This window comes from Isoptericola halotolerans, assembly GCF_003003075.1.
GTDB lineage: Bacteria > Actinomycetota > Actinomycetes > Actinomycetales > Cellulomonadaceae > Isoptericola > Isoptericola halotolerans_A.
In genome coordinates, this window is the sequence record NZ_PVTX01000002.1 from 237,174 (window position 1) to 256,437 (window position 19,264).

Consider the following 19,264-nt stretch of genomic DNA (forward strand, 5'->3'; position numbering starts at 1 on the left):
GCGGGCAGACTGGACCCATGACGGTCCACCCTGCGACGACGCCTCCGCGCATCGACCTGAACAGCGATCTGGGCGAGAGCTTCGGGCGGTCGAGCCTCGGCGACGACGCCCGGATGCTCGCCGTCGTCTCCAGCGCCAACGTGGCGTGCGGGTTCCATGCGGGCGACCCGGCGACCATGCGCAGCACCGTCCGCGAGGCGGTCGTGCGCGGGGTCATGGTCGGGGCGCACGTCGCCTACCGGGACCTCGCGGGCTTCGGTCGCCGGGCGATGGACGTCCCCAGCGACGAGCTGCGCGCCGACGTGGTCTACCAGCTCGGCGCGCTGCAGGCCGTCGCCGTCGCCGAGGGCACCCGGGTGCGGTACGTCAAGCCTCACGGGGCGCTGTACAACACGGCGGCCACGGACGAGCGGGTCGCGGTGGACGTCGCGGCGGCGGTCGCCGCGGTGGACCCGGGCCTGGTGATGCTCGGCCTGCCGGGCAGCGTCGCCCTGGCCGCGGCGGCCGCGGCGGGCCTGCCGACGGCGGCCGAGGCGTTCGCCGACCGCGCGTACACCGCGGCCGGGACGCTCGTGCCGCGCGGGGAGCCCGGTGCGGTGCTCGACGACGCCGAGGAGGTCGCCGCGCGCATGCTGCGGATGGTCACCACCGGCCTCGTCACCGCGGTGGACGGCACCGACGTGGCCGTGCGGGCCGACTCGGTGTGCGTGCACGGCGACACCCCCGGTGCGGCCGCCATCGCCGAGCGCGTGCGGGACGCGCTCGTCGGCGCCGGCGTCCGGCTCCGGCCGTTCGTCCACGACGCATGAGCGTGCGGGTGCGGGTCGCCCGGGACGACGCGCTCCTCGTCGAGGTCGACGACCTGCGCGCCGCCGCCGCGCTGGACCGCTCGCTGGCGGCCGACCCGGTGCCCGGCGTCGGGCAGCCGGTGCCGGGCGCCCGGACGGTGCTGGTGCCGTTCGACCCCCGGGTCGTGCCCGCCGCCACGCTCGCCGCCGAGCTGCGCGCGCGGGCTGCGGTCCCGCCGTCGGGCGCGCAGGGTGCAGGGCACCTGGTGGTGGTCCCCACGGTGTACGACGGCGCCGACCTGGACGACGTCGCGGCGCACCTGGCGTGCAGCCCGGCCGAGGTGGTGCGCCGGCACACCGACGCCCGGTGGACGGTGGGGTTCGTGGGGTTCGCGCCCGGGTTCGGCTATCTGGTGAGCGACGACCCGGGGCTCGTGGTCCCGCGCCGGACCACGCCCCGCACCCGCGTGCCGGCGGGTGCGGTGGCCCTCGCCGGGGAGCACTCGGGCGTCTACCCGCGCGAGAGCCCGGGCGGGTGGCAGCTCGTGGGGCGCACCGCCGTCGTCACCTGGGACGTGCGGCGCGACCCGCCGGCGCTGTGGGTCCCCGGCGACCGGGTGCGGTTCGAGGCGGTGCGGGAGTCGGTGCGCGGCGCCGGTGCCGCGTTCGGCACTTCCCGCCTGGTTCGGCAGCTCGAGGTGCCGAACCAGGCGGGAAGTGCCGAACGCGGCGGCCTCGAGGTGGTCGGGCCAGGCCTCCAGACGCTCGTGCAGGATCTCGGCCGGCCCGGCCACGCCGACCTCGGCGTCGCGGCCTCCGGAGCCGCCGACCCCCGCAGCCTGCGCGCCGCCAACCGCGCCGTCGGCAACCCCGTCGGTGCCGCCGCCCTCGAGACGCTCGGTGGCCTGCGCCTGCGGGCCCACGGCGCGGTCGTCGTCGCCGTCACCGGCGCGCCGGCCCCGCTGATCACGGTGCCCGACGGCGGAGGTCCGGCCCGGCCGCACCACCTCGGCCGGGCGTTCGCGCTCGCCGACGGCGACGAGCTGTCGATCGGGACCCCGCCGCGCGGGCTGCGCAGCTACGTGGCCGTGCGGGGCGGTCTCGAGGTGCCGGCCGTGCTTGGCTCGCGCGCCACCGACGTCCTCGCCGGGCTCGGGCCCGATCCGCTGCGTGCCGGGACGCTGCTGCCGGCCGGACCGCCGCCGTCGGCCGCCGTGGAGACCGGGGAGACCGGGGCGCCCGACCCTGCCGCGCTGCCGGCACCGGGAGAGGTCGTGACGCTGCCGCTGGTGCTCGGCCCGCGCGACGACTGGTTCACCGCCGGCGCACTGCGACTGCTCACGCAGCAGGAGTGGGAGGTCACACCGCGGTCCAACCGGGTCGGGCTCCGGCTGGCCGGCGACACCCCGCTCGACCGGCGACCCGCTCTGGTCGACGCCGAGCTGCCCAGCGAGGGCTGCGTCACCGGGGCCCTGCAGGTGCCGCCCGACGGCCGGCCGGTGCTCTTCCTCGCCGACCACCCGCTCACCGGCGGCTACCCCGTCGTGGCGGCGGTGCCCGCGGCCGCCCTGTGGCTCGCCGGCCAGGTGCCGCCCGGCGCCCGCCTCCGCTTCCGTGTGACGTGAGTGTGCGCAAGATCTCCACCGACTCTGTGGCCACGACCACACACAATGCGCGACTCGCCGGGCACAATCGGGGCATGACGTCAACGACGACCAGCACCACGACCGGTCGAGCACCGGGCCGCGCCGCCGCGGCAGGACTGCTCGCCGTCACCCTCACCCTCGGCGCCTGCTCCGTCCCGAACGACGTCGAGCAGTACATCGCCGACGCCCAGGTCCAGGCCGACAGCCTCGACGCAGACCTCCAGCAGCTCGCGGACCAGACCTCCGAGCTCACCTCAGGACTCGGGGAGGACGTCACGAACGCCGTCGACTCTGCACAGGCCGCCACCGACGAGGCCCGCGCGGCCCTGGACAAGGCCGCCGAGTCGTCCGACGGTGCCGTCGTGGCCCTCGCGGACGCCCAGGTCGCGCTGGAGGCCGCCTCCGCCGAGGTGAGCTACGTCATCGAGAACGCCGACGCCAGCCCCGAGGTCGTCACCGCGCTCACCGAGCTGCACGAGCAGATCGAGGCGCTGCGCGGCCAGACGGAGAACGCCGGCGAGTAGGAGCTCAGGCCGGCCGCTGCCGGCCGAGCCACTCCCGCGCCGCGGCGACGAGGAGGTCCACGCCCAGCTCGAGCGTCGGCGCAGGCACCGGCGCGAAGAACGGTGAGTGGTTCGGCGCCACCGCCTCGGGCAGGTTGCCCATGCTGGCCGTCGACGGGTCGAACCCCTCGAACAGCGCGGCGTCGGACCCGCCCAGGAACCAGTACACGAGCGGGACGCCCGCCGCGGTCGCGAGCTCGCCGACGTCCTCCGAGCCGGCCAACGGCGGGAGCGCGACGACGGCGGGACGGCCGCCCGCCGCCTCGATCGTCGTCCGGCGCGCCTCCAGGGTGCGCTCGAGCGCGGCTCCCGTCCGCGCGGCGGCCCCCGGGTCGTTGACCGTGGGCCCGAACGTCGAGACCTGCTCGTACTCCGGCGACCGCGGAGCGCCCGACGCCACCGCCTCGGCGTCCACGATGCGGTGGATGGCGGCCAGCACCCGCTCGCGCACGGCCTCGTCGAACGTGCGGACGTTGACCAGCAGCTCCGCGCGGTCCGGGATGATGTTGGCCTGCGTGCCCGCACGGACCGAACCGACGGTGACCACCGCCGCCTCCCGTGCCCCCACCTCGCGGGAGACGATGCCCTGCAACCGCTGGATCGTCGCGGCCGCCATCAGCACCGGGTCGACCGCACCCTCCGGGCTGGACCCGTGGCCGCCCTTGCCGTGCAGCACGATCCGCATCGAGTCGGCGGCCGCCATGGCGGTGCCGGGCGTGAGGTTGACCGTCCCGACCGGGAGCGGCATGACGTGCTGCCCGAGCACGACGTCGGGCGTGCCGACGCGCTCGTAGAGGCCGTCCTCGACCATGGCGGCCGCGCCGGCGCCGACCTCCTCCGCCGGCTGGAAGAGCACCTGGAGCGTGCCCGACCACTCCTCGCGGTGCGCGGCCAGGTGCGCGGCCGCGCCCAGCAGGCACGTGACGTGCACGTCGTGCCCGCAGGCGTGCATCGTCCGCGTCTCGTGCCCGTCCGGCAGGGTGGCGGTGTCCGTCGACGCGTACGGCAGGCCGGTGCGCTCGGCGACGGGCAGCCCGTCCATGTCGGCGCGGAGCAGCACGGTCGGGCCGTCGCCGTTCGCCAGGACGCCGACGACGCCGGTCCCGCCGATCCGCTCGTGCACCGCGTATCCCGCCGCGCCCAGCCGCTCGGCGACTAGGCCCGCCGTGCGGTGCTCGGCGAACGCGAGCTCGGGGTGGGCGTGCAGGTCGGTGTAGACCGCGGTGAGCTCGGCGGCGGTGAGGGTGCTCATGCCGCCCATCCTGCCCCCTCGGATGCGTCCAGGAAGGTCGGTGACGAGAGTGGGAGCATGCCCGACGACGACCACAGCCTCCGCCTGCGTCTCGGTGGCGACGAGCTGATCGTCCGCCACCGCTACGAGTCCGCCAGCATCGCCAACGACATCCTCATCGGTCTCTGGTTCGTGGTGGGCAGCGTCCTGTTCTTCAGCCCGTCCACCGAGACCGTGGGCATCGTGCTCTTCCTGCTCGGGAGCCTGCAGATGCTGGCCCGGCCGATGATCCGCCTCGCCCGCCGCGTGCACCTGCGGCGCATCGGCTCCTCGGACGCGGAGACGGCCCGCGACTTCTGAGCGCCGTCCCGCGAGCCCCGGGGCGGACGGCGGACCGTCCGCCGTGGGCGAACCCGGAAATTGAGTCGGCACGACTCAAGTTGCACCCCTCAGCAGCACCCACCCTGAGGAGGAAGCATGATCACCACCCTGAACCGTCCGACGTTCGCCGACGTCCGGATCCGCGACCCGCGCCGGCTGCCGCTGGCCACGGCGGAGCGCCGGACGCCCGAGCGTCAGACCGCACCCGCCGACGTCTACCGCGAGGGCGAGGACCTCGTGGCCCGCTTCGACCTGCCGGGCATCGACCCGGCCGAGGACGTCACCGTCGAGGTCGAGGGCCGCCAGCTCGTCGTGCGCGGCGAGCGCAAGGACCACCGCGACGAGGACGCCGAGGGCCGCCGCTACTCGGAGGTCCGCTACGGCGAGTTCCGCCGCGTCGTCCCGCTGCGCAAGGCCGTGGACGGCGCTGCCGTGACGGCCTCCTACGAAGCCGGTGTCCTGACGGTCACCGTCGCCGGCGTGTTCGCGGGCACGACGCCGCAGCGCATCGAGGTCACCACGGCCTGAGCCGCCCCACCCCGCCGCACGCGGGCCGAACGTCACGGTTCGGACCGGTATCGCGCCCCAAACCGGTCCGAACCGTGACGTTCGGCGCCCAGGGTTGGCCGTGCTCAGTCGAAGTAGCGGGGCACGTCGATCGCGCCGCCGGCAGCCGCGAACTCCTCGTCGACGGCCTCGCGCAGCGCGGCATCGCACAGGTAGTCGAGCGCGGTCTGCGCGAGCCCCGCGGCGCCGTCGACGGCGGCTCGTTCGGCGGCCGGCCCGCCCGCCGCCGCGGCGAACGCCTCCGTGTGCAACGCCACCGAGGGGTCGGACACCTGGATCAGCGGGTGGATGCCCGGCACGCGGAAGCTGACGTTGCCGAAGTCCGTCGACGCGGCCAACGTCTCGGACACCACGCCACCCGGCAGCACGTCGCGGCCCCGCGCCTCCTGGGCCGCCACCCACCGCCGGGTGAGCGCCTGGTTGGTGCGCACGGGCAGCGACGGGTGGGCGCCGTCGTCCCACTCGATCTGCACGTCGGTCCCCGTCATGAGGGCGGCGCCCCGGGCGACGTCGTCCAGACGGCGCGACAGGTCGCGCAGCGTGTCCGGATACTTAGAGCGGGCGTAGAGGTGCATCACCGCACGCTCGGTGATGATGCTGGGCCGCGTGCCGCCCTCCACGATCGTGGCGTGCACACGGTCCGACGGCGGCATCTGCTGCCGCAGCAGGCCGACGCCCTGGTAGGCCAGGTTCGCCGCGTCCAGGGCGTTGCGCCCCATGAACGGCTGCGCCGAGGCGTGCGCCGCCCGTCCCGTGAAGGTCCAGGTCAGCAGCCGCCGACCCAGCCACACCTGGTCCGCGACGTCGACGCCGTACGGGTGCACCATGATCGCGGCGTCGACGTCGTCGAACGCCCCGGCACGCGCCATGACCTCCTTGCCGCTGCGCCCCTCCTCGGCGGGCGTGCCGAGCAGCACCACCCGGCCCGACGGCGCGTCCGGGCCGGACATCACGCCGTGCAGCGCGAGGAACGCCCCCACCCCGGCCGCCGCGATCACGTTGTGGCCGCAGGCGTGACCGATCACCGGCAGCGCGTCGTACTCGGCGCAGATCGCGATCGTCGGCCCGACGGCCGGGCCAGGGCCCGTCAGCTCGGCGCGGAACGCGGTGTCGGCGCCGTGCACGCCGAGCTGCGCCGCGATGCCGTGCTGCGCGAGGAGATCCACGAGCAGCCGGGCGCTCTCGTGCTCCTGGAACGCGGTCTCGGGGTTCGCGTGCAACGTCTGCACGACCCTGGTCAGGTCGTCCCCCAGCGAGGCGACCGCCTCCTCCACCGCGGCCCGCAGCGCGGGCGGCGCCCCGCCGTCGTCCACGGACACGGGGTACGCGGCCTGCGCGGCGAGGGCGACGCGACGGCGCTCCTCGGTCTCGTCGACGACGTGGTCGAGGTACGCGGTGCTGGGCGGGGGCGGTCCATCCACAGGCATGCCGTCATCGTACGGATCCGTCCACCGGCGGGCGTTCCTCCGGTCTCGATTGCCGGTCCGGCTCCACGCCCAGTTCACAGGACTCCGCCGCCCGGACGCCGCACTCCCACACAGCCAGCTCCACGCGCGATGCCACAGCATCCCGAAGACACCTGCCATACCACGTCATGCCTGTACGACAGAGAGTGGCTGTAGTAGTTTGTAGTGCATGTGGTGATCCTCCCCGACTGGCGGCACGCAACCGAGCACATCCGCGACCGCCAGGGCCGCAAAGGCCAGACACGGGAAACGAACATCGAGCCTGACTGGGCGAACGAGGCATACAGCGATCCCGAGGCCGTGTGGTTCGTCCCTGACCCCAAGGGGAGGAAGGGCATGTCGAACCGGACCATCGGGTGGTCCGAGACCGCGGGGTTCGTCATCACGGTGGTCACCGTTCCTGACCCTGAGGGCTCCGGGTTCGTGTGGGGCGCGAGCGCGTGGCGCTCGAACCCCGACGAGGTGGCCGTGTACGAGAGCAAGGACCGAGAGGTAAACAAGGAGAAGCGATGAGCGACAACGTGCGCGACCTCATCAAGGAGGTAGCAGCCGAGGCTGAGCAGACACGCCACGAGCCGCTGCCTACCGATGCCGTGGGCGCCCGCCCGCACAGTGAGGGCATCGCTCCACGCGTGCTGTCGGTGCGCCTGAGCGGCGAACAGTTCGACGAGTTGTCCGCCGAGGCGGAGAATGCGGGCCTCGCGGTCTCGACGCTCGCGCGGGTGTTGATCCTGCGGGGCCTGGCCTCTCGCACGGCGGATGCTGCGGAACTGGAGAACCGGCCCGAGATCCTGGAGCACCTGTACCTGTTGGTACGCGACACCCTGGGTGCGGAGATGCAAGGCGTGGTGCGTGCGAGCCTGCACGACGAGCTGACCAGGGTTGTCCGTCCAGAGTTTCTCCGAGAGCCGGCGTGAGTCCTGGAAGCCATCAATTGCCTGGCCAGGACGCGGCGCAGCCCGAGCACGGTCGGTCGGCGGCGCCGGGGGGCCGCGACGAGAGCGACGCTTGCCGGTCCGGCAACACCGTTTCCTCGCTGCGGGTCCGCAGAGGAGCATGGGACCGCCCGCACCCTCTGGAGGCCTGATGCCCCGCGAAGTCCGCATGCTCGACGACGTCCGCCCGGACGAGTCCGACCACGAGTTCCTGCCCGGCATGTCCCGCGGCTGGCTGATGCCCTGGTACGACCTCACCGCCCGGTTCCGCCGCCTGGACCGTCTGTACCGCCGGACGGTCGAGCTCGCCGCGATCGGCCCCGGTCAGCGAGTGCTCGACGTCGGCTGCGGCACCGGCAACCTGTCCCGCGCGGTCCTGCGCGCCGTCCCGGACGCGGCCGTCACGGGGCTGGACCCCGACGGCGAGTCCCTGCGCCGCGCGGCCCGCAAGCTCCGCCGTCGGCGCAGCGGCGACGTCACGCTGGTGCGCGGGTTCGCCCACCGCCTGCCCGTGCCGGACGCCAGCCAGGACCACGTCGTCTCGTCCCTGGCGCTGCACCACGTGCCCGCGGAGGAGAAGGAGCGTCTCGCCGCGGAGGTCGCTCGGGTGCTACGGCCGGGCGGGCGCGTGACCGTCACCGACTTCGGTGGCGACCACGCCAGCGCGCACGGGCACGGGCCCTCCTCGGCGCGCGACGGCGGGCGCGACCGGCACCGGCCGGGCACGCACGGACGCCGGCCCGGCCACGGACCGGGCAGCGGCACCCACGACGCGGACAACGCCGACGGCGGCATCGAGCGACTCCTCACGGAGGCCGGGCTCGCCGACGCGCGCACGCTCGAGCGGATGCCGATCCTGGGCGACTCGGTGGTGTTCGTGCAGGCCCGTCGCCCCTGACGGACTCCCGGCTCAGGCGCCGTCCGGCGCGCTGAACTGCGACAGCACGAGCACGGCACCCTGCGGGTCGCGGACCTCCGCGTCCCTGGTCCACGGCGTCTCCGTGGTGGACAGCACGGTCGCCCCGGCGTCCTCGGCCACCGCCACGGCGGCGTCCCGGTCCTCGACCGCGAACGCCACCGACCAGCGGGCCGGGCCGTCGTCGGACTCGATCGGTGCGACGGCGTCTGCGAAGCCGGGCGGGGCGAACGCCTGCCGCTCGAAGATGTCGGGGTCGCTCGTGCCGGCCAGGTGCCGGCCGTACCCGGGCACGCGCGCCATGCCCGCCGCCAGCTCCGGGTCGACCTCCCAGCCCAGCAGGGGCCCGTAGAACGCGAGCGCGGCGGCCGGGTCGGGCGTGATCAGGACGCTGAAGTTCCATGTGCCCGGGGCGTTGACCACCTGCGCCCCGAGCCGGGTGCCGGCCTCCCACAGCCTGCTCGGGAGGCCCTGCGGGTCGCGGACGCGGGCCATCCGGCCGGCGGGCCGGTCCGGCGGGCCGACCGTCTCCGGCGGCGTGACGACCGTCCCGCCCAGCTCGGCCACCCGCGCCGCCGCCGCGGCCACGTCGTCCACCGCCAGGTAGGTGTTCCAGGCGAGCGCGCCGTCGGCGGGGACGTGCGTCGCGACGGCGGCGACGGCGGTGGCGTCCGTCCCGTCGAGGGACGCGACCACGTAGCGGCCGGGGACGCCGGGCGGCAGCTTCTCCGTGAAGGTCCAGCCGAACAGCGCCCCGTAGAACGCGAGCGCCGCATCCACGTCCGGCGGTTCGAGATCGATCCAGCAGGGCACGCCGTGCGGGTACGTGCGTGGTGCGGTCGAGTGCTCCATGCCTCCAGCATGCGGCCACCCACCGACACCCGCCGTGCGCCCGGTCAGTCCGGGTCCGCGGGGTCCAGCGGCTGGTCGTGGTCGAGGTTGACGGTGCCGCGGCGCCAGTACCCGGCGATCACGAGCTGATCCGGGCGCGCGCCGGCCTCGTGCCGCAGGTGGCGGCGCACGGGCACCAGCTCGTCCGCCTCGCCGAGCGCGACCAGCAGCTCACCGTCCTCGAGGCCGCCCAGCGAGCGCACCGCCTCGGCGAGCTGCCCCGGGCCGTCGGTGCGGTAGAGGATCTCGACGTCCGCGTGGCCCAGCTCGGCCTCCACGAAGGACTCGTCGACGTCGTCGCCGATCTCCACGACCGCTGTCACGCGGACGTCCGGCCCGAGGGCCGCCACCCAGCGGGCCGCGGCGGGCAGGCCGGTCTCGTCGACGACGACGGTCAGCCGGTCGACGCCGTCCGGCACGCCCGTGCTGACGCTCGGGCCGACGAGCACCACCTCGTCGCCGACGGCGGCCCGGGACGCCCAGGCCGACGCCGGACCGTCGTCGCCGTGGAGCACCCAGTCGACGTCCGCCTCGGCGACCCCGTCGACCGTCCGCTGGGCGCGCACGGTGAGCTCGCGCGAGATCGACACGACGCCAGCGGGGCGCTGGATCCCGCCGTCCGCGGCGACGGTCGGCGGGTGCAGCCGGCCGGTGGCCGGGTCGGGCAGGAAGACCTTGACGTGGTCGTCGGGACCCGGCGCTCGCAGCGCGGCGAGGGACGACGGCGCCGCCGGGTCCGCGCCGTCGACGTCCCGGAACGTGGTGCGCACCATCGAACCGGTGAGCTGCCGGACGGCGTGCACGCGGACACGGCGCGGGAACAGGTCGAGCGGGGTGCGAGGTCGCGAGAACACCCGTCGATCCCATCACGGATGTGCTGAGTGGTGAAGACTGCCCCTGGTGCGCGCGCCCTCGGTCCGGGAGGATGGCCTGATGACCGACCCGTACCAGCCGCCGCAGCCGTACTCGACCCCCGACTCCTCGGGCACGCCCGCCGGGGAGCCGCAGGGCGGCACACCGCACCACGACCCGTCGCAGCCCGGCACCGAGCAGGGCTACGGGCAGCAGCCCGGATACGGCCAGCAGCAGCCGTACGGCCAGCCCGGCTACCCGCCTGAGGGCTACGCGGCGCCCGGCTACCCGGCGGGGTACCAGCCGGCCTACGCCCCGGACCCGCCCGGCAAGACGATGGGGATCATCGGGTTCGTGCTGGCGTTCGTCATCGCGCCCGCCGGGATCGTGGTCTCGGCCATGGCCCTGTCGGAGTCGAAGAAGGTCGGCTACGACAACGCCCTGGGCAAGTGGGGGCTGTGGCTGTCGATCATCTTCACGGCGCTCGGCGTCCTGGCGGTCCTCGCCTACGTGCTGTTCTTCGTCTTCTTCATCGGCGCGATGGGCCTGTCCGCCGGCAGCTACTCCTACTGAACCGCCCGCCTCAGGCGAAGAACGCCCGCAGGTCGGCGACGACGTCGTCCGGCACCTCGAGCGCTGCGAAGTGGCCCCCGCGCGGGAGCTCCGACCAGTGCTCGATGCGGGCGTTGTCCCGCTCGGCGAGGCTGCGGATCGTCTGGAAGTCGTCGGCGAACACGGCCACCCCGATCCGGCCGGTGCTGACCACGGGCTCCGCCTGGGCGCGCTGCTCGGCGTGGTACTGGCGCACCGCCGTCGCGTAGGTGTTGGTCAACCAGTAGAGCGTCGCCTGGGCCAGCACCTGCTCGGGCCGCACGAGCGACGTGCCGTTGCCGAAGCTCTCGAAGAGCTCGTGGTAGGCCAGCACCGCGACCGGCGAGTCCGCGAGACCCGCGGCGACCGTCTGCGGCCGCGACGCGTTCATGGTGTTGTAGGCGCCCACCGACCGGAACCACTGCATGTGCTCCAGCGCCGCGTACTCCCGCGGGCCGAAGGAGTCCATCTCGCCCTCGGCCCCGGACGGGAACGAGAAGAGCTGGAGCACGTGCGCCCCGAGGAACCCCTCCGGGTCGACGACGGCGAGCTCCCGGCCGACGAGCGCGCCGTTGTCGCTGCCGTGCACCCCGTACGCGTCGTAGCCGAGCGCGCGCATGAGGGTGTCGTACGCCCGCGCGACCTGCGCCGTCGTCCAGCTCTCGCCGACCAGGGGCGTCGAGAAGCCGAACCCGGGCACGGACGGGATCACCAGGTGGAAGGCGTCCTCGGCCCGGCCGCCGTGGGCGACCGGGTCGACCAGCGGGTCGATCATGTCGAGGAAGTCGAGCACGGAGCCCGGGTAGGTGTGGGCGAGCAGCAGCGGCGTCGCGTCCGCGTGCTCGGAACGGACGTGCAGGAAGTGGATCGGCTGGCCGTCGATCTCCGTGCGGAAGCCCGGGTAGGCCGCCAGGAGGGCCTCGACGGCGCGCCAGTCGAAGTCCTTCCACCGCTCGACCATGTCGCGCAGGTAGGACTCCGGCGTGCCGTACTCCCACGAGTCGCCGGGGGCGGCGGGGGCGAAGCGGGTGCGCTCGAGGCGCTCGTGCAGGTCGTCCAGGTCCGCCTGCGGGACCTCGACGGCGAAGGGGCGGATCGTGAGCTCGGTGGTGGTGTCCATGGCGACTCTCCCGGTGTCGGCGCGGGGCTCGTGCCCTGCTGCTGTCTCCGACGCTAGAAGGGATTCAGGAACGTTTCGCTCCGGTATTCTGCACCGGTCGCGATGATCTCGGAGGAACCTCATGACGGCCACCTCGGCCCGCCTGCTCGCGCTGCTCGGCCTGCTCCAGTCCCGCCCGGACTGGAGCGGCGCCGAGCTCGCCGCACGCCTCGGTGTCACCGACCGCACCGTCCGCCACGACGTCGCCCGGCTGCGCGAGCTCGGCTACCCCGTGGACTCGGTACGCGGCCCCGGCGGCCGGTACCGGCTCGGCGCCGGCGCGCGCCTGCCCCCGCTCCTGCTGGACGACGCCGAGGCCGTCGCCGTCGCCGTCGGCCTCCGCTCCGCGACAGGGACCGCCGGGTTCGAGGAGTCCGGCCAGTCCGCCCTGACGAAGCTGGAGCAGGTCATGCCGGACCGCCTGCGACGCCGGCTCGCCGCCCTGCGCTCGGCCAGCACGGCCGGCCCCGCCAACACCGACTCCGACGTCGAGGACCCGCCGGTCGATCCCGACACCCTGACCGCCGTCGCCGACGCGATCCGCGACCACCGAGGGCTGCGGGCCTTCTACCAGGGCGAGCCCGTCGAGCTCGAGCCGTACCACCTCGTCGCGTGGCAGCGGCGGTGGTTCCTGGTGGCCCGCGCCGCCACCGGCGACGGCTGGGCTCCGTACCGCGTCGACTGGCTCCGGCTGCGCACCCCCGGCGGGCGCAGGTTCACCCCGGCACCGTTCCCGGGCGACCTCACCGAGTTCGTGGTCCGCGAGGTCGCCCGGACCGGGTGGGCCGTGCACGCCCGCATCGTCGTGGACGCCACGGCGGAGCAGGTGCTGGCCCGCATCAACCCCGCGGTCGGCACCGTCGAGGCGCTGCCGGACGGGCGGTCCGTGCTGGTGACCGGCGGCGACAGCGTCGAGACCGTCGCCGTGTGGAGCGGCATGCTCGGGTTCGACTTCCACGTCACCGAACCGCCGGAGCTGGTCGAGCACGTGCGCGTCCTGGCCCGCCGCTACGCCCGGGCCGCTCCCGGCACCGGCTGACGAGGCCGGTCCCGGCGGGCCACGAGCCAGACGGCGGCCGCGCACACGAGCGCCCCCGGGACGGCGAGCAGCCCGGGGACCTGACCGAGCTGCAGCCCCGCCCAGGCCGCGGTGACCGGCGGCGTGAGGTAGAGCAGGGTGCTCGCGGCCTGCGGCCCGCTCCGCCGCAGCACCACGAGGTAGCACCCGTACCCGCCCACGGTGGCGAGGAGCACCAGCCACACCACGGCCACCCAGAACCCCGGCGCACTCTCGGGCGGTGCCATGCGGCCGGTCACGGCCGCGATGCCGACGAGCGCCGCTCCCGCCGCGAGGGTGTGCACGGCCAGGTCGCCCAGGAGGTCCCCGCCGTCGGGCGCCCGGCGTTCCAGGACCGTCCCGACGGACATCGACAGCATGCCGCCGAGCGGGAGCAGGTACGCCCACCACGGCGCGGTCCCCTGTCCCAGGTCGCCGAGGACGACGAGCAGCACGCCCATCAGCCCGAGGGCGAGCCCGACGCGCTGGCCCGACGTCGTGCGCTCGCCCCAGGCCGCGTGGGCGAGGACCGCCACGACCAGCGGCTGCAGCGCGGCCACGAGCGCCGCCGTCCCGGCGTCGACACCGAGGGCGACGCCTCCGACGATGCCGCTCAGGTAACCGGCCTGGGTGAGCAGGCCGACGACGACGGCGTGGCGCGCGCGCCGGTGGGTCACGCGGCGCCGGCGCGCGGACAGCACGGCGAGGACCGCGACGGCCAGCACGCCCGCGAACAGGTAGCGCCAGGCGAGCAGCGTCAGCGACGACGCGTCACGGGTGCCCAGGTCCGCCCCGATGAAGCCGGAGCTCCAGAACACGACCAGTCCGACGGCTGCCACGGTGTCTCGTCCCATGCCAGCGACATAACCACACCGGTCTGTATACTCGCAGTACCCTCTTCTCCGGGAGCGCACCATGACGACCACGACCGAGACCCCCGTCCCCGTCTTCGCCGAGCCCGAGCTCACCCCGGCCGGCCACAGCCTGCTCGACGCGGCCAGCGAGCTCTTCTACGCCCGCGGCATCCGCGCCGTCGGCGTCGACCTCGTCGCCCTCGAGGCCGGCACGACGAAGAAGACGCTCTACGACCGGTTCGGCTCCAAGGACCGGCTCGTCGCGCAGTACCTCACCCGCCGCGGCGCGCGCTGGCAGCACCACGTCCTGGAGCACCTCGCGGCGCAGCCCGACCCCCGACGGCGCGTGCTCACCGTCTTCGACGCCCTCGAGGAGTGGCACGCCGGACAGGACCGCGGGTGCGCCTTCGTCAACGCCTACGCCGAGGTGGGCGCCGGCGACCAGGCGACCCGCGACGTCGTCCGCCAGGAGAAGGACTGGATGCGCCGACTCTTCGTCGCCCTCGCCGCCGGCGCGGGCCTGCCCTCGCCCGAGACGTCCGGAGCGTCCGTGCACCTGCTGTACGAGGGCGCGCTGGTGCTCTCGACGGCCGGCGGCCACCCGTCCGCGCTGACCGAGGCCCGCGCCACCGCGGAGGCGCTGCTCGCGCCGTCGGCACCGACCGCCGAATGAGGTTGCGGGGGCTGGGAGAATGAGACGTCGTGAGCACTGAGCCATCCCCCGCCCCGCAGCCCGCCGACGACGGCGGCGCTCGTGGCGACCGCGCGGACCGGCGCGGCGGCCAGCAGGCCGGGCAGCGCACCGGCCAGGACGGCGCCCGACGGCGGCGCGGCCGCGGGGCGCGGACGTCCGGCGCGTCGCGGACCGGCGGCCACCGGGACCGTGGCGGGCGGAACGGCCGCGGACCGGCGCGGGTGAGCCGCGACCAGCTCGACCGGGCAGCGGCCGCGCGAGCCGCCGTCGTCGTCCCCGAGATCACGTACCCCGAGCAGCTACCCGTCTCCGCCCGGCGCGAGGACATCGCCGCCGCCATCGAGAAGCACCAGGTCGTGGTGGTCGCGGGCGAGACCGGCTCCGGCAAGACGACCCAGCTGCCCAAGATCCTCCTCGAGCTCGGCCGTGGCCGGGCCGGCCAGATCGGGCACACCCAGCCGCGACGCATCGCGGCGCGGTCGGTCGCCGAGCGGGTCAACGAGGAGATCAACGGAGCTCGGCCCCAGCCTCTCGGCGGCGTCGTCGGCTACCAGGTGCGGTTCACCGACACCTCCAGCGCGGACACCCTCGTCAAGGTCATGACCGACGGCATCCTGCTCGCGCAGATCCAGCGCGACCCGGAGCTGCTCGCCTACGACACGATCATCATCGACGAGGCGCACGAGCGGTCCCTCAACATCGACTTCCTGCTCGGGTACCTGTCCCGGCTGCTGCCGCGCCGCCCCGACCTCAAGCTGATCATCACCTCCGCGACGATCGACTCGGAGCGGTTCGCGGCGCACTTCTCCCCGGCGTCGCTGGCGCGCGGCGGCGGGGCGCCCGACGCCGTCGTCGACGTCCTGCCGGACCACGCCCCGGTCATCGAGGTCACCGGGCGCACCTACCCCGTCGAGATCCGCTACCGGCCGCTCTCCCCCGACACGGACCCGGACAAGCCCCAGAAGAAGAAGGGCGAGGAGAAGGACCTCGTCACCGGCATCGTCGAGGCGTGCGACGAGCTCATGCGCGAGGGCCCCGGCGACATCCTCGTGTTCCTCTCCGGCGAGCGGGAGATCCACGACGCCGCCGACGCCCTCGAGGGCCACCTCAAGGAGCGCGCCCGCGACCCGAAGCACCCGCAGCACGTCGAGATCCTGCCCCTGTACTCGCGGCTGTCCGCCGCCGAGCAGCACCGCGTGTTCCAGCAGCACTCCTCGCGGCGCATCGTGCTGTCCACGAACGTCGCCGAGACCTCGCTGACCGTGCCCGGCATCCACTACGTCGTCGACCCCGGCACCGCGCGCATCTCGCGCTACTCCAAGGCCACCAAGGTGCAGCGCCTGCCCATCGAGCCGATCTCGCAGGCCTCGGCGAACCAGCGCTCCGGCCGCTCCGGCCGCGTCGCCGACGGCGTCGCGATCCGGCTCTACGCGCAGGACGACCTCGAGAGCAGGCCGGAGTTCACCGAGCCCGAGATCCTGCGCACCTCGCTCGCGTCGGTGCTGCTGCAGATGATCTCCGTGGGCGTCGTCACCACGCCCGACGACGTCGCGAAGTTCCCGTTCGTCGAGCCCCCGGACACCCGCGCCGTGCGCGACGGCGTCCAGCTCCTCACCGAGCTCGGCGCGCTCTCGGTGCAGGAGCGCGACGGCAGCGGGACGAGGGAAGCGCGGCTGACCGACGTCGGACGCACCCTCGCGCAGCTCCCCATGGACCCGCGCCTGGCCCGCATGATCATCGAGGGCGCCAAGCACGGCGTCGCCCGCGAGGTCGCGATCATCGCCGCCGCGCTGTCCATCCAGGACCCGCGCGAGCGCCCGGCGGAGTCCCGCGCGCAGGCCGACCAGCTGCACGCCCGGTTCACCGACCCGACGTCGGACTTCCTCACCTACCTCAACCTGTGGGAGTACCTGCGCTCGCAGCAGCACGCGATGGGGTCCTCCGCGTTCCGGCGCACGTGCCGGGCCGAGTACATCAACTTCCTGCGCGTACGCGAGTGGCAGGACGTCGTCGCACAGCTCCGGCAGATGTCCGGCCCGCTGGGCATCGACCTGTCCCGCCCGGCACGGGCGGCGCAGCCCGCCGACCCCGAGAACGCGGACGACTGGCGGCACGTCTGGGACGGCGACACCGTCCACCGGTCACTGCTCGCCGGGCTGCTCTCCCAGGTGGGCATGCAGGAGACCAGCGACGTCAAGGCGTCCTCCGTGGCGCACCTGCGCGGCGAGGCCCGCGCCCGGGCGCTGCGGCAGGCCGCCAAGCGCGCCCGCAACGAGTACCTCGGGGCGCGCGGCGCGCGGTTCGCCATCTTCCCCGGCTCGCCGCTGAGCAAGAAGCCACCCGCCTGGATCATGGCGGGCGAGCTCGTGGAGACCTCCCGGCTGTGGGCCCGCGACGTCGCCCGCATCCAGCCCGAGTGGGCCGAGGAGCTCGCCGGCGACCTCGCCAAGCGCACCTACGCCGACCCGCACTGGTCCAGCAAGCAGGGCGCCGCCATGGCCACCGAGAAGGTGCTGCTCTACGGCGTGCCGATCGTCGCCGACCGGCCCGTCCTGTTCGCGAAGGTCGACCCTGAGGCCGCCCGGGAGATGTTCGTCCGGCACGCCCTCGTGGAGGGGAAGTGGACCACCCACCACCGGTTCTTCGCCGAGAACCGCCGCCTGCTCGCCGAGGCCGAGGAGCTCGAGGCCCGCTCCCGCCAGCGCGGTCTCGTCGCCAGCGAGGACGACCTCTTCGCGTTCTACGACGAGCGCGTGCCGGCGTCCGTGGTCAGCGCCCGGCACTTCGACACCTGGTGGAACAAGGCCCGGCGCGACGACCCCGACCTGCTGACCTTCACGCTCGACCAGCTCGTCGACGCCGCCGCCGTGGACACCACCGAGTTCCCCGAGACGTGGACGCAGGGCGACGTCACCCTGCCGCTCACCTACCAGTTCCAACCCGGCACGGACGCCGACGGCGTCACCGTCCACGTCCCGCTGTCGATCCTCAACCGGGTCGCGCCCGAGGGCTTCGACTGGATGGTCCCCGGGCTGCTCGACGAGCTCTGCGTCGCCACCATCCGCTCGCTGCCCAAGGCCGTGCGGCGCGAGCTGGTCCCTGCGCCCGACGTCGGGGCCGCCGTCGCGCACTGGCTGCGGGAGAACACGCCCGCGTGGGAGGACATGACGCGGGCCGGTGACATGGCGTCGCCGTTCCACGTCGAGTTCTCGCGCGCCGTGCGCGAGCTGCGCGACGTCGTCATCCCCGACGACGTCTGGGACGCCGAGCGCGTCGAGCGGCTCCCGGGCCACCTGCGCATGACCTTCCGGGTCGAGGACGCCGCCGGTGCCGGCGCATCGGGAGCCGGGCGCAAGGGCGGGAAGGCTCGGGGGAAGCTCTCGAAGCCCGTGACGCCCGTGCCGCTCGACGAGTCGAAGGACCTGCTCTCGCTGCAGAAGCGGTTGGCCCCGCAGGCGGAAGCTGCGGTGCGGGCGGCCGTGAAGGGGGCTGTCGGGGTCGCGCTCGAGGAGGCGGCGCGGGCTGCTTCTGGGTCGGGATCGGGGCCGTCGGGCGCGGATGCTGGTGCGCCGCCTCGCTCACGGGCCCCAGGGGGCCCTCCGCTACGGCTTGACGGCGGCGCACCAACCTCCGTGCCCGACGGCGGTACGTCCGGTGCCGCTGGCCCGTCCAGCACCACTCGGGGTTCGTCGGGCGTCTCGGGCGCTGTGGTGGCGGAGGAGACCGGGCTGTCGACGTGGCCTGCGTCGTTGGTCGACGGGGGGCTGCCTCGGGTGGTGTCGACCGACCTCGGGGGCGGGGTCGTGGTGCAGGGGTATCCGGCGCTGGTCGAGGAGCGGGGTGCGCAGCGCGATGGGCGGACCGGCACCTCGGTGGCGCTGCGGGTGCTGGCCGACGCCGCTGCGCAGGACGCGGCGCACGAGCGCGGGGTGCGGCGGCTGCTGCTGTCGGAGGCGGCGCTGGCGACCGCGCGCATCACCTCGCGGTGGACGTCGAAGCAGTCGCTGACGCTCGCCGCGGCGCCGTACCGCAACACCGAGGCGCTCGTCGCCGACCTCCAGCTGGCCGCGGTCATCGCGCTGACCAGCCCGGACGGGGACAAGGCACCTGGCACGCCGACCGGCGGACCGGTCGCTGTACAGATCAGGGACGCCGAGTCGTACAAGGAGGCGGTGGCGTTGCTGCGGCAGCACCTGGAGGACGAGGTGCACCGGATCGTGGGCCACGTGGTGGCCGCGCTCAGCGCATGGCGGACCGTCGAGGGCGAGGTACGGGCGTCGTCGTCCCTCGCGCTGCTCAACACGCTGCAGGACATCCGCGACCACGTGGCCGGGCTGGTCTTCGACGGGTTCGTCGCCGCGACCCCGCCCCGCCGCGTGCCGCACCTGGTGCGCTACCTGCGGGCGGCGTCGTACCGGCTGGAGAAGGCGCAGTCGAACCCGCACCGCGACGCCGAGCTCGCCTGGAAGGTGCACGACGTCACCGAGGCGTACGACCGCGCCCGGGCCGCGTACACCGCCGGCGCCGCGGACCCTGCGCGGGAGGCCGAGCTCGCCGAGGTCCGCTGGCTGCTCGAGGAGCTGCGCGTGTCGCTGTTCGCCCAGCAGCTCGGCACCGACGGCGCCGTGAGCGAGAAGCGGATCCGCAAGATCCTCAACCCCGGCGGCTGGTGA

18 protein-coding genes are annotated in these 19,264 nt (G+C 74.5%); 12 read left to right on the top strand and 6 right to left on the bottom strand.

Annotated elements, in window-relative coordinates; all coding sequences use genetic code 11:
• Window positions 1-17 precede the first annotated feature (17 nt).
• The 3 genes from BCL65_RS04350 to BCL65_RS04360 all read left to right on the top strand — a co-directional run bounded on the left by BCL65_RS04350 (window position 18) and on the right by BCL65_RS04360 (window position 2,958).
• Window positions 18-809, top strand: coding sequence for a LamB/YcsF family protein (locus BCL65_RS04350; protein WP_106265554.1), 792 nt, complete (start codon window positions 18-20; stop codon window positions 807-809).
• The gene (locus BCL65_RS04355; protein ID WP_243400760.1) at window positions 806-2,413 is read left to right on the top strand and encodes a 5-oxoprolinase subunit B/C family protein; all 1,608 of its coding nucleotides are present in this window, start codon (window positions 806-808) and stop codon (window positions 2,411-2,413) included. Before BCL65_RS04350 ends, BCL65_RS04355 begins: the two co-directional genes overlap by 4 nt.
• 74 nt (window positions 2,414-2,487) lie before the next feature.
• Window positions 2,488-2,958 carry a hypothetical protein gene (locus BCL65_RS04360; protein WP_106265557.1) on the top strand — a complete coding sequence of 157 codons (471 nt, stop codon included), beginning with the start codon at window positions 2,488-2,490 and terminating at the stop codon, window positions 2,956-2,958.
• Window positions 2,959-2,962: 4 nt separating this feature from the next.
• Here BCL65_RS04360 and BCL65_RS04365 read toward each other — a convergent pair whose 3' ends face one another.
• The gene (locus BCL65_RS04365; protein ID WP_106265559.1) at window positions 2,963-4,249 is read right to left on the bottom strand and encodes an amidohydrolase; all 1,287 of its coding nucleotides are present in this window, start codon (window positions 4,247-4,249) and stop codon (window positions 2,963-2,965) included.
• A 57-nt stretch (window positions 4,250-4,306) separates the two neighbouring features.
• Between BCL65_RS04365 and BCL65_RS04370 the strand changes: the two genes are divergently transcribed.
• Both BCL65_RS04370 and BCL65_RS04375 read left to right on the top strand, forming a co-directional pair.
• Window positions 4,307-4,588, top strand: a complete 282-nt coding sequence (locus tag BCL65_RS04370; RefSeq protein WP_106265560.1) for a YrhK family protein — start codon at window positions 4,307-4,309, stop codon at window positions 4,586-4,588.
• 117 nt (window positions 4,589-4,705) lie between these two features.
• Window positions 4,706-5,137 carry an Hsp20/alpha crystallin family protein gene (locus BCL65_RS04375; protein WP_106265562.1) on the top strand — a complete coding sequence of 144 codons (432 nt, stop codon included), beginning with the start codon at window positions 4,706-4,708 and terminating at the stop codon, window positions 5,135-5,137.
• A gap of 104 nt (window positions 5,138-5,241) precedes the next feature.
• On the opposite strand, the gene BCL65_RS04380 is transcribed toward BCL65_RS04375, so the two are convergent.
• Complete coding sequence (locus tag BCL65_RS04380; protein WP_106265563.1) at window positions 5,242-6,603, bottom strand: M20 family metallopeptidase; 1,362 nt, start codon at window positions 6,601-6,603, stop codon at window positions 5,242-5,244.
• A gap of 213 nt (window positions 6,604-6,816) precedes the next feature.
• Here BCL65_RS04380 and BCL65_RS04385 point away from each other — a divergent pair, with 213 nt between their 5' ends.
• From BCL65_RS04385 to BCL65_RS04395, 3 genes are all read left to right on the top strand, one after another.
• Window positions 6,817-7,155, top strand: coding sequence for a transposase (locus BCL65_RS04385; RefSeq protein WP_125206458.1), 339 nt, complete (start codon window positions 6,817-6,819; stop codon window positions 7,153-7,155).
• Window positions 7,152-7,559, top strand: coding sequence for a hypothetical protein (locus tag BCL65_RS04390; RefSeq protein WP_106265567.1), 408 nt, complete (start codon window positions 7,152-7,154; stop codon window positions 7,557-7,559). Before BCL65_RS04385 ends, BCL65_RS04390 begins: the two co-directional genes overlap by 4 nt.
• A 169-nt stretch (window positions 7,560-7,728) precedes the next feature.
• Window positions 7,729-8,475: a class I SAM-dependent methyltransferase gene (locus BCL65_RS04395; RefSeq protein ID WP_207767654.1), complete on the top strand. Its 747-nt coding sequence runs from the start codon at window positions 7,729-7,731 to the stop codon at window positions 8,473-8,475.
• Between the two features lie 12 nt (window positions 8,476-8,487).
• On the opposite strand, the gene BCL65_RS04400 is transcribed toward BCL65_RS04395, so the two are convergent.
• Together BCL65_RS04400 and BCL65_RS04405 are read right to left on the bottom strand one after the other, a co-directional pair.
• The gene (locus tag BCL65_RS04400; protein ID WP_106265571.1) at window positions 8,488-9,345 is read right to left on the bottom strand and encodes a VOC family protein; all 858 of its coding nucleotides are present in this window, start codon (window positions 9,343-9,345) and stop codon (window positions 8,488-8,490) included.
• A gap of 44 nt (window positions 9,346-9,389) precedes the next feature.
• Entirely contained in the window at window positions 9,390-10,238 is an 849-nt protein-coding gene (locus BCL65_RS04405; protein WP_106265573.1) for a siderophore-interacting protein, read from the bottom strand.
• Between the two features lie 79 nt (window positions 10,239-10,317).
• On the opposite strand from BCL65_RS04405, the gene BCL65_RS04410 reads away from it, so the two are divergent.
• Complete coding sequence (locus tag BCL65_RS04410; RefSeq protein ID WP_181340711.1) at window positions 10,318-10,809, top strand: DUF4190 domain-containing protein; 492 nt, start codon at window positions 10,318-10,320, stop codon at window positions 10,807-10,809.
• 10 nt (window positions 10,810-10,819) lie between these two features.
• Here the strand turns inward: BCL65_RS04410 and BCL65_RS04415 are convergent, their stop codons facing one another.
• Window positions 10,820-11,947 carry an epoxide hydrolase family protein gene (locus tag BCL65_RS04415; protein ID WP_106265574.1) on the bottom strand — a complete coding sequence of 376 codons (1,128 nt, stop codon included), beginning with the start codon at window positions 11,945-11,947 and terminating at the stop codon, window positions 10,820-10,822.
• Window positions 11,948-12,068: 121 nt separating this feature from the next.
• Between BCL65_RS04415 and BCL65_RS04420 the strand changes: the two genes are divergently transcribed.
• Window positions 12,069-13,025 (top strand): helix-turn-helix transcriptional regulator, encoded by a 957-nt coding sequence (locus BCL65_RS04420; RefSeq protein WP_106265576.1) that lies wholly within the window; start codon window positions 12,069-12,071, stop codon window positions 13,023-13,025.
• On the opposite strand, the gene BCL65_RS04425 is transcribed toward BCL65_RS04420, so the two are convergent.
• A complete protein-coding gene (locus BCL65_RS04425; protein WP_165799911.1) occupies window positions 12,995-13,897 on the bottom strand; it encodes a DMT family transporter in 903 nt (300 codons plus the stop codon). The two genes, BCL65_RS04420 and BCL65_RS04425, sit on opposite strands and share 31 nt — an antisense overlap.
• Window positions 13,898-13,958: 61 nt before the next feature.
• On the opposite strand from BCL65_RS04425, the gene BCL65_RS04430 reads away from it, so the two are divergent.
• Together BCL65_RS04430 and hrpA are read left to right on the top strand one after the other, a co-directional pair.
• Window positions 13,959-14,570, top strand: coding sequence for a TetR/AcrR family transcriptional regulator (locus BCL65_RS04430; protein ID WP_106265579.1), 612 nt, complete (start codon window positions 13,959-13,961; stop codon window positions 14,568-14,570).
• Between the two features lie 29 nt (window positions 14,571-14,599).
• Complete coding sequence (gene hrpA, locus BCL65_RS04435; RefSeq protein ID WP_106265581.1) at window positions 14,600-19,264, top strand: ATP-dependent RNA helicase HrpA; 4,665 nt, start codon at window positions 14,600-14,602, stop codon at window positions 19,262-19,264.

Coding starts and splice junctions, on each gene's coding strand:
- BCL65_RS04370 (WP_106265560.1), top strand. CDS start 4,307: ATGCCCGACGACGACCACAGCCTCCGCCTGCGTCTCGGTGGCGACGAG.
- BCL65_RS04395 (WP_207767654.1), top strand. CDS start 7,729: ATGCCCCGCGAAGTCCGCATGCTCGACGACGTCCGCCCGGACGAGTCC.
- BCL65_RS04390 (WP_106265567.1), top strand. CDS start 7,152: ATGAGCGACAACGTGCGCGACCTCATCAAGGAGGTAGCAGCCGAGGCT.
- BCL65_RS04365 (WP_106265559.1), bottom strand. CDS start 4,249: ATGAGCACCCTCACCGCCGCCGAGCTCACCGCGGTCTACACCGACCTG.
- BCL65_RS04400 (WP_106265571.1), bottom strand. CDS start 9,345: ATGGAGCACTCGACCGCACCACGCACGTACCCGCACGGCGTGCCCTGC.
- BCL65_RS04430 (WP_106265579.1), top strand. CDS start 13,959: ATGACGACCACGACCGAGACCCCCGTCCCCGTCTTCGCCGAGCCCGAG.
- BCL65_RS04375 (WP_106265562.1), top strand. CDS start 4,706: ATGATCACCACCCTGAACCGTCCGACGTTCGCCGACGTCCGGATCCGC.
- BCL65_RS04350 (WP_106265554.1), top strand. CDS start 18: ATGACGGTCCACCCTGCGACGACGCCTCCGCGCATCGACCTGAACAGC.
- BCL65_RS04355 (WP_243400760.1), top strand. CDS start 806: ATGAGCGTGCGGGTGCGGGTCGCCCGGGACGACGCGCTCCTCGTCGAG.
- BCL65_RS04420 (WP_106265576.1), top strand. CDS start 12,069: ATGACGGCCACCTCGGCCCGCCTGCTCGCGCTGCTCGGCCTGCTCCAG.
- BCL65_RS04410 (WP_181340711.1), top strand. CDS start 10,318: ATGACCGACCCGTACCAGCCGCCGCAGCCGTACTCGACCCCCGACTCC.
- BCL65_RS04415 (WP_106265574.1), bottom strand. CDS start 11,947: ATGGACACCACCACCGAGCTCACGATCCGCCCCTTCGCCGTCGAGGTC.
- BCL65_RS04425 (WP_165799911.1), bottom strand. CDS start 13,897: ATGGGACGAGACACCGTGGCAGCCGTCGGACTGGTCGTGTTCTGGAGC.
- BCL65_RS04380 (WP_106265563.1), bottom strand. CDS start 6,603: ATGCCTGTGGATGGACCGCCCCCGCCCAGCACCGCGTACCTCGACCAC.
- BCL65_RS04360 (WP_106265557.1), top strand. CDS start 2,488: ATGACGTCAACGACGACCAGCACCACGACCGGTCGAGCACCGGGCCGC.